The organism is Sphingorhabdus sp., from assembly GCF_044357595.1.
In the GTDB taxonomy this organism is placed as follows: Bacteria; Pseudomonadota; Alphaproteobacteria; order Sphingomonadales; family Sphingomonadaceae; genus Sphingorhabdus_B.
Map to the genome: position 1 here is coordinate 1 of NZ_JBIKPH010000103.1, position 8,902 is coordinate 8,902.

General features: G+C 55.8%; 7 protein-coding genes. 5 read left to right on the top strand and 2 right to left on the bottom strand.

The genetic code is table 11. The features are described from left to right. The first annotated feature begins 2 nt into the window (after positions 1–2). The 4 genes from ACIQ2T_RS09965 to ACIQ2T_RS09980 are packed head-to-tail and all read left to right on the top strand — an operon-like array spanning position 3 to position 4,988. On the top strand, positions 3–1,997 hold the full coding sequence (locus ACIQ2T_RS09965) for an alpha-glucosidase (RefSeq protein ID WP_397590678.1): 1,995 nt from the start codon (positions 3–5) through the stop codon (positions 1,995–1,997). Beyond that, positions 1,994–3,025, top strand: coding sequence for a LacI family DNA-binding transcriptional regulator (locus tag ACIQ2T_RS09970; RefSeq protein ID WP_397590679.1), 1,032 nt, complete (start codon positions 1,994–1,996; stop codon positions 3,023–3,025). Before ACIQ2T_RS09965 ends, ACIQ2T_RS09970 begins: the two co-directional genes overlap by 4 nt. Further along, complete coding sequence (locus tag ACIQ2T_RS09975; RefSeq protein ID WP_397590680.1) at positions 3,022–3,924, top strand: aldo/keto reductase family oxidoreductase; 903 nt, start codon at positions 3,022–3,024, stop codon at positions 3,922–3,924. Before ACIQ2T_RS09970 ends, ACIQ2T_RS09975 begins: the two co-directional genes overlap by 4 nt. After that, the gene (locus ACIQ2T_RS09980; RefSeq protein ID WP_397590681.1) at positions 3,921–4,988 is read left to right on the top strand and encodes an LLM class flavin-dependent oxidoreductase; all 1,068 of its coding nucleotides are present in this window, start codon (positions 3,921–3,923) and stop codon (positions 4,986–4,988) included. Before ACIQ2T_RS09975 ends, ACIQ2T_RS09980 begins: the two co-directional genes overlap by 4 nt. Here the strand turns inward: ACIQ2T_RS09980 and prfA are convergent. Next, entirely contained in the window at positions 4,985–6,061 is a 1,077-nt protein-coding gene (prfA, locus tag ACIQ2T_RS09985) for a peptide chain release factor 1 (protein WP_397590682.1), read from the bottom strand. The genes ACIQ2T_RS09980 and prfA overlap by 4 nt on opposite strands. Further along, entirely contained in the window at positions 6,058–7,281 is a 1,224-nt protein-coding gene (hisS, locus tag ACIQ2T_RS09990; RefSeq protein ID WP_397590684.1) for a histidine--tRNA ligase, read from the bottom strand. The genes prfA and hisS overlap by 4 nt, the downstream gene beginning before the upstream one ends. Positions 7,282–7,360: 79 nt before the next feature. On the opposite strand from hisS, the gene ACIQ2T_RS09995 reads away from it, so the two are divergent. Next, the coding region (locus tag ACIQ2T_RS09995) for a M61 family metallopeptidase (protein ID WP_397590683.1) at positions 7,361–8,902 on the top strand (1,542 nt) is incomplete at its 3' end.

Below are 8,902 nucleotides of genomic sequence, written 5' to 3' on the forward strand. Positions count from 1 at the left end.
TCATGCAACAAGGGGGCTTTGACCTGTTGCGCGATGACGTCAGCATGTTGGCGCATCGCGATGATACCCCTGCAATTACGCTGGGGATCGGCGTACCTGATCTGGAAATGGTTCGTGGTAACTTTCGTATCGACGATCTGGTTGAAATGCGTTTGGCCTTGGATTGCTTTGCGGCCTCCGATGGCGCTATTCGGCTTTGGAATGCGGCACGGCCTGATGTGGTGGTTACTCTCAAGCTGGCTCAGCGTGCGCAGCAATCGGCGCTTGAACTGCGTTGCAGTGACCCCGCCTTAAACCGTCTTTGGATAGATATGCAGTGCGCAACTTCAGAAGCCTTTTGGGGCGGCGGGGAGCAAATGTCTTATTTACGACTGAACGGTCGGCGTTTTCCATTTTGGACATCCGAGCCCGGTGTTGGTCGTGATAAATCTACGGCGCTGACGCAAACCATGGACGCGGATGGCTTAGCAGGCGGTGATTATTGCACGACCAATTATCCACAGCCGACTTGGCTAAGCTCCGCGCGTTATGCGGTGCATTTAGAGACGACTGCATACTCTGTTCTGGATTTGACCGAAAAGGGTCGCGTTGGCATCGAATGCTGGTCCGCCAATATCGATCTAGAGTTGTTTGAGGCACCATCGTTGCCCAATCTGGTCACCAAATTGTCCAATCGCTTTGGTCGGCAGCCACCTTTGCCCGAATGGGCGATTTCGGGCGCGATTGTGGGCCTTAAAGACGGGGCAGACACATTCGACCGTTTAGAGAAAATTGCCGCCTCTGGCGCAGCGATAACGGGCTTGTGGTGCGAAGATTGGGTCGGCATCCGGCAAACCAGCTTTGGAAAGCGGTTGTTTTGGGACTGGAAATGGAATGCAACGCGCTACCCAGATTTGCCAGCCCGTATAGCCGCGCTGGCGGAGCGTGGCATTCGCTTTTTGGGATATGTTAATCCCTATTTGGCCGTGGATGGCGCGGTCTACCAAGAGGCGCAAGCGCACAATTATCTCGCATTGCGGCAGGAAAGCGACAAACCTTATGCCGTGGATTTCGGCGAATTTGACGCAGGCGTGGTCGATTTCACCAATCCTGCCGCCGCCAGCTGGTTTGCCGACCGCATCATTGGGCAAGAAATGCTCGACTTTGGACTATCGGGCTGGATGGCCGATTTTGGCGAATATTTGCCCACCGATGTGCGATTGTTCGACGGTTCGGACCCAATGGAAGCGCATAACCGCTGGCCTGTATTATGGGCGAAGGTCAATGCCGACGCCATCGCGTCGCGCGGCAAGACCGGTGACGCCACCTTCTTCATGCGGGCTGGCTTTTCCGGCGTCCAAGCCCATTGCCCCTTGTTATGGGCCGGCGACCAATGCGTTGATTTTACGCGGCATGATGGCATTAACACCGTGATAACTGCTGCTTTGTCGTCAGGTCTGGTAGGCAATGCCTATCATCATAGCGATTTGGGTGGTTACACCAGTTTACACGGCGTCGTCCGCACAGCCGAACTGATGCACCGCTGGATTGACCTGGCCGCATTCGCGCCGGTCATGCGCAGCCATGAAGGCAATCGTCCCTCGGACAATCTGCAAATCGATAGCAGCCCCGAAATCCTAGCCCATTTTGCGCGGATGAGCCAAGTGCATGCGCAGCTTGCGCCTTATGTGCGTGCAGTTTGCGATAAAGCAGTAGCCACCGGCTTGCCCCTGCAACGGCCATTATTCCTTCATTATGATGATCCCGAATATCACGACATTCAGGACCAGTATCTTTATGGTGCAGACATGATTGTCGCGCCCGTCGTTGAAGAAGGGCATGACAGCCGCCTCGTGATACTGCCCCAAGGCGCTTGGGTGCACCTATGGACAGGTGCATTATATGGCAAAGGCACGCACGACATAGCTGCGCCGCATAGCCAGCCGCCCGTGTTCACACGCCAAGACAGTGCCCATGCAGACCTCTTTGCATCCATCCGTGCAGCGTTTGGCGCATGAACCCACGCGCCAACATTCGCGATGTCGCAAAGCTTGCTGGTGTGGCGGTAAAAACCGTCAGCCGCGTGCTCAACAATCATCCTTATGTAAGCGCGACAACCAAAGCGAAGGTCGATGCCGCAATGTCGGAACTTGGGTTTAGCCCAAGCATCGCCGCACGCATCCTTGCAGGCACCAAGTCCGGGCAGATCGCCTTGATCTACGACAATCACAGCCCGTATTATATGCACCAGATCATGCAAGGGTGCTGGGACCGCTGCCATGAAGAGGGCATGCGCCTGATAGCGCAACCAGTGGACGTGGCCGACCCCGATGTCGGCGAGCAAGTGCGAGGCATGGTGCGTCAAACGCATGTCGATGGGGCGATATTGTCCTCCCCTGTGACCGATTGCGTGCCTGTGCTCACCGCGCTTGAGGCACTTAACATTCCGTTCGTCCGCATCTCACCCGGCACCAACCATGCGCTGACCAGTTCAGTTTTCATGGACGATATGCAGGCCGCCGATGACATGACAACGAAGCTCATCAACATTGGACATCGACGCATCGGCTTTATCAAGGGCCACCCAAACCATATGGCGAGCACCGAACGGCAAGCTGGCTACCAACGTGCGCTTGGACGCGTTGGCATTTCGGTCGATCCAGCTTTGATTGCCGAGGGCTTGTTTGATTTCGAAAGCGGTGTTGCCGCAACTGAGCAATTCCTGTCGCTTAAGTATCCGCCTACGGCTATCTTTGCGTCCAATGACGATATGGCATCCGGCGTTCTCGCAGTCGCGCATCGGCGCGGAATTCAAATTCCGGAACAACTGTCGGTCGCAGGCTTTGACGATACCACGCTCGCCTGCGTTGTTTGGCCGCCGTTGACCACCGTGCGTCAACCCTTTCGCGAGCTTGCATCGACCGCCGCCGACCTGTTGTTTGGCGAAGGTGGCATTGAACATCGCCGCTTGCCGCATGAGCTTATCAGCCGAGAATCGGTCGCCCCGCCTTATTTTCCTTCACTTAAAAAGAGCAAAAATACATGACGCTTCCCACCCCTTCGCGCACCCGTAAACTGGGCAAAAGCGGAATTGAAATTTCCTCCCTCGCATGGGGCATGTGGCGCTTTGCCGGGCTTGAACTATCCGCCGCGAGAGGCGCGATCGATGCTGCGTTTGAGGCAGGCATTACCCTGTTCGACACCGCCGAAATTTACGGTTTTGGCGAGCAGGGCTTTGGGAAAGCTGAAGAGCTTCTAGGCCAAGTCTTTGCCGATGCGCCCGCATATCGCGGCCGCATGGTGCTGGCGACCAAGGGGGGCATCACCCCGCCAACACCCTATGACAGCAGTGCAGAGTATCTGACAAAAGCCATTGATGACAGCCTGTCTCGGCTACGCACAGACCGCATCGACTTGTGGCAAATTCACCGGCCAGACGTGTTAACCCACCCGCAGGAAATCGCGCGCACCATTGAAGACGCGTACAAAGCAGGCAAAATTCGCGCCTTTGGCGTTTCCAACTTCACACAGGCGCAGATCACCGCGCTTGCCCAGTTTAGCGCAGTGCCCATAGTTTCAACGCAACCTGAACTCTCACCCTTGCGGATAGACACTATCGAAAATGGTGAGCTGGATCAGGCCATAGCCATGGATCTTGCGGTGATGGCGTGGTCGCCGCTGGGCGGAGGCAGAATTGGTGAACCGCAAAATGTTCGTGAGCAAAATGTCGCTGCGGCGCTCTCGGGCGTTGCTGCTGCGCATAATGTATCGCGCACTGCTGCGGCGTATAGCTGGATCATGGCACACCCGGCACGGCCAATTCCGATTGTCGGCTCACAAAACCCTGCGCGCATAATCGAAGCTGCTGACGCGTTCAAAATCCAATGGACCCGCGCTGATTGGTACAGCGTGTTGGTTGCCGCAAGAGGAGTGCCACTGCCATGAGCAAGCCGGTTGAAGTTAGCTGGTTTTCGGCGTTGTGCGATGATGACTATGAATTTTTGGGCGTCCCCGACCCGATGCTGGCGTCCAGTTGGGAACATTGCCGCAATATCGTCCTTGCCGCCGAAAAGGGCGGCTTTGACAATATATTGCTACCCTCTGGCTATACCCTTGGCCTTGATACCACCACCTTTGCCAGCGCCATTGCGGTGCTGACCTCACGGATCAAATTGCTCATGGCGGTGCGCATTGGCGAGAGCTGGCCGCCTCAACTCGCACGTCAAATTGCCACACTTGACCAGATTTCGCGTGGACGGCTGAATGTGAATATCATCTCCTCCGACGTGCCCGGCGACAAAATGGATTCCGAGCCACGCTACCGCCGCACGGTCGAGGCAATGCACATACTAAAGGCGCTGCTAAATGGCGAACATCTGTCGATTGATGGCGACCATTACAAAATTGACCTTGATCCGCCCCGCATAAAAACCGTCAGTGGCAAATGCCCGCCTTTGTATTTCGGTGGATTGTCGCCAGCGGCCAAGGACGCGGCGGCAGAAGGTTGCGACGTTTACCTGATGTGGCCCGAAACGGTTCAAGGCGCCAAGGACTTGGTCGACGATATGACCGCCCGCGCCGCCAAATTCGGCCGCGCGCTGAAATATGGTTTCCGCGCGCATGTTATCGTCCGCGAGACGGAGGCCGAAGCGCGCGCTTATGCTGACCGCTTGCTGTCGAAACTTGATGCCCAGCAAGGCGAAGCTATTCGCAACAAGTCCCTCGATACGCAAACCTTCGGTGTCGCGCATCAGGCAGAATTGCGGGAACAAGCGGCGGCGAATGACGGCTATCTGGAGGATAATTTGTGGACAGGCATTGGCCGTGCCCGTTCAGGATGCGGCGCGGCAATCGTCGGCGATCCAGACCAAGTGCTTGCCAAAATCAATGCCTATCGCGACGTCGGTATTGAGGCGTTCATTCTGTCCGGCTATCCCCACATCAACGAGTGCGACATGTTCGCGCGTTATGTTTTGCCAGAGCTGGAACATGGCCGGTTGGAAATTTAATCCCCTAACCCCGCCATACGTTCGGCCTGATCCTCGGCAATCAATGCGGCGACCAGTTCGCTTAGTCCGCTGCCCTCTAAAATCTCGGGCAGCTTATGCAGCGTCAGGTTAATCCGGTGGTCCGTTACACGGCCTTGGGGGAAGTTATAGGTGCGGATACGTTCGGAACGGTCACCTGAGCCAACCATAGCCTTACGGGCCTCTGCTTCGGCCCCTTGGGCCTCCTCACGCTCTTTTTCGTACATTCGGGCGCGCAGCACTTGCATTGCCTGCTCCTTGTTCTTGTGCTGGCTGCGCCCGTCCTGACAGGTGACGACTATTCCGGTCGGCAGGTGGGTAATGCGCACGGCGCTGTCCGTAGTGTTGACGTGCTGTCCGCCCGCACCCGACGCACGGTAAACGTCGATTTTAAGATCTCGTGCTTCAATTTGGATATCAACTTCAGTTGGCTCGGGCAGTACCGCCACAGTGGCCGCGCTGGTGTGAATGCGCCCGCCGCTTTCGGTCACGGGCACGCGCTGCACGCGATGAACGCCGCTTTCATATTTTAGCTTTGCAAACACGCCTATACCCTTGATGGCAACCACGACTTCCTTAAACCCGCCAACATCGGAGGAGCTGACCGAAATCGGTTCAATCTTCCAACCTTGGCCGGCGGCATAGCGTTCATACATGCGGTACAGATCGCCCACGAACAACGCCGCTTCATCACCGCCCGTGCCCGCACGGATTTCCAACATCGCTGGCCGGTCATCCGCAGAATCGCGCGGCAGCAGCGAAATAGCGAGCGACATTTCTGCGTCCGAAAGCTGCCGGGTAATATCTTCCAATTCCTCGACCGCCATCTCATGCAAATCAGGGTCGCAGGAATCCTTAGCCATATGCTCCAGCGTTTCGATTTCTGTGCGCAACCGCCGGACCTCTGCCGCCGCTTTGGCCACAGGCTCAAGTTCGGAATACTCCTTGGACGCAGCGACAAAGCCATCGCCTTCAAGCTGCCCCGAAGCCATCCGCGCCTCAAGCTCGGAAAAGCGCGATTCAATTTGCGCAATACGGTGCGGGGAGATTTTCAAGGGGCAAGAGACTTAAGAAAATTCATAAGTGGGCTGTTGGTATCTTCACCCGAAAAACCGTAATAGCCATGCTCGTTCACGCGCAAAATTGCCGCAGGGTTTTGCTTAACGGCTTTGTCATATCGTTTTTTGGGTGACCCCGTTGCGATCATGTCTGCGGAAATCCCTGCTTGGCGGAGCTGCCGCAGCAGAGCAAAGGCCTGACCAAGTCCTTCGTCATTTTCCAAAACGATCATGGCCTCAAGCTGCTGAACGGGCAATTGTTCAACCAACATCGCCAACCGCTCGATCCCTGCGGCCCAGCCAACTGCCGGCGTTGCTGGTCCTCCGAGATTCTCGATTAAGCCATCATAGCGCCCGCCACCAAGCACGGTGCCTTGCGCACCCAGCCGGTCAGTGACAAATTCAAACGCGGTGTGGCGGTAATAATCGAGGCCGCGCACCAAAGCAGCATTTCGCGTCCACGCAACGCCAGCGGCATCAAGACCAGCGGTGACTGCTCCGAAGAAATCCTGCGCTTCACCCGAAAGATAGTCGTCGATCACCGGCGCCGCGTCAGCAACGGGGCGGTCCGTGGGGTCTTTGCTGTCTAATATACGCAGTGGGTTTTTCTCCAGCCGCGCGAGACTGTCTTCAGACAATGCATTTTTATGGTCATTGAAATAACCAACCAAGGCAGCACGCCATGCATCGCGGCTTGGCGTATCGCCAAGCGTATTGAGCTGCAATGTCACGCCATCGTTGATGCCCAATTCCTTGAGCAACTGATCTGCCATAACGAGCAATTCTACGTCAGCGGCGGGCTCTGCTGCGCCGATTATTTCGGCATCGATCTGGTGAAACTGCCGATAACGGCCCTTTTGTGGGCGTTCATAGCGGAACAATGGTCCATGCACTGACAATTTCATCGGTGCAAATTGTTGCCAACCATTGGTCAGATAGGCGCGTGCAATACCAGCGGTAAATTCGGGCCGCAGCGTGATGGAATCGCCGCCGCGGTCTTCGAAACTGTACATTTCCTTCGACACGACATCTGTCGCCTCACCAAGGCTGCGTGAAAACACAGCTGTCGGCTCAATAACCGGCAACTGAAGGCCCTTAAATCCATAAAGCCGTCGCACGCGTTCAAAGGTAGCAACAACATGCGCGAAGCGTTCCTCGGTTTCACCGAACATATCCTGCGTGCCGCGCACGGCTTGGGGTGTCTGTATCTTTGCCATCATAAAGCGCCCTAGCGGCTAATTGTTGTTAGTGGAATAGGGCTGGACGCAGCGCAGCGCATTCGCCAAAGTTGCGGACATGAATCCACGCACTTTATCGCGCGCACTTGCCGCATTCGCCCTTTCCTCCAGCCTCATTTCCGCAGCATATGCGCAAAACAGTGCGCCGCAACCGGTGCCGATTGTCTCTGTGATTCCCGAGCCGCAGGACCGCCCCCTAACGACGGCTATGACCTTACAAGTGGATGCGACCGATATTGATCGCGCCATTTTCCAAGTGCGCCAGACAATTCCCGTTGAACAGGGCAAGCCGCTCATTTTGCTGTATCCCCAATGGCTACCAGGTAAGCACGGTCCGCGTGGAGCATTGGCAGAAATGACCGGGCTAATGATCCGCGCTGGTGGTAATGCTTTACGTTGGACCCGGGATCCCGTGCAGGTTTACGCCTTTCATGTAGATGTGCCCGCAGGGGCAGCATCGGTCGATGTGGAATTCCAATTCACCGCGCCAGTGCGCGAAAGCGAAGGGCGCATTAACGTCACGCCAAATATGATGAATGTGCAGTGGGAACAGGTCGCGGTGTACCCCGCCGGGCATTTCACCCGCGCCATTCAGGTGAAGCCGTCGATAACGCTTCCAGAGGGCTGGACCGGGGTTGCCGCGCTTGATGGCGCCAAGATTAGCGGCAACCGAATTGAGTATGGCGTCACGGATTTTGAAACATTGGTGGACAGCCCTATGTTTGCTGGCCCGCATTACAAGAAATGGGACTTGGGGAATAATGTTACGCTTAATGTCTGGGCGGATAACGCGAAATATCTGGAAGCGAAGCCAGAGCAGATTGCCGCGCACCGTGCCTTGGTCGATGAATCCATTATTTTATTCGGTTCAAAGCATTTTGACCGTTATGAATTTCTGCTTGGTCTGACCGAGGAACTTGGCGGCGTCGGCCTTGAGCATCATCGCAGTTCGGAAAATACGCGCGAGACCGATTATTTCACGGAGTGGGATGACAATATGTCGGAACGCGGTCTTTTGCCGCATGAATTCACGCATAGTTGGAATGGAAAGTTCCGCCGTCCTGCGACGATGTGGACACCCGATTATTCCACGCCGATGCGTGACAATTTGCTTTGGGTGTATGAAGGGCAGACGAGTTTTTGGGACTTGGTCCTCGGCGCGCGTTCAGGGTTGCAGTCCAAGGAAATGGTTCTTGGTGAGTGGGCCAAATATGCCGGATTTTACGCTGAGCAGCCGGGCCGGACGTGGCGATCGGTTGAAGACACTACGCATGATCCGATCTTTGGCGCACGCAAACCAAAACCATTTGCCAGCCAAGCCCGTGGCGAGGATTATTATAACGAAAGCTCGCTTATCTGGCTCGACGCCGACATGACCATTCGCCAATTGTCCAAGGGCAAAAAATCTCTGGATGATTTTGCCAAGGCTTTTTTTGGCGTGCGCGACGCCGATTGGGGCGTGCTGACCTATGATTTTGACGAAGTTGTCCGCACATTGAATGCTGTGCAGCCATATGATTGGGCAAAGTTCCTCGACACCAAATTGCGCCAACCAGGTCAGCCCGCACCGCTCAACGGACTGGAAAAGGGCGGGTACAAG

Bases quoted from the DNA above. Each gene is read 5' to 3' on its own strand.
- ACIQ2T_RS09965 (WP_397590678.1), top strand. From the start codon at position 3: ATGCAACAAGGGGGCTTTGACCTGTTGCGCGATGACGTCAGCATGTTG.
- ACIQ2T_RS09970 (WP_397590679.1), top strand. From the start codon at position 1,994: ATGAACCCACGCGCCAACATTCGCGATGTCGCAAAGCTTGCTGGTGTG.
- ACIQ2T_RS09975 (WP_397590680.1), top strand. From the start codon at position 3,022: ATGACGCTTCCCACCCCTTCGCGCACCCGTAAACTGGGCAAAAGCGGA.
- ACIQ2T_RS09980 (WP_397590681.1), top strand. From the start codon at position 3,921: ATGAGCAAGCCGGTTGAAGTTAGCTGGTTTTCGGCGTTGTGCGATGAT.
- hisS (WP_397590684.1), bottom strand. From the start codon at position 7,281: ATGGCAAAGATACAGACACCCCAAGCCGTGCGCGGCACGCAGGATATG.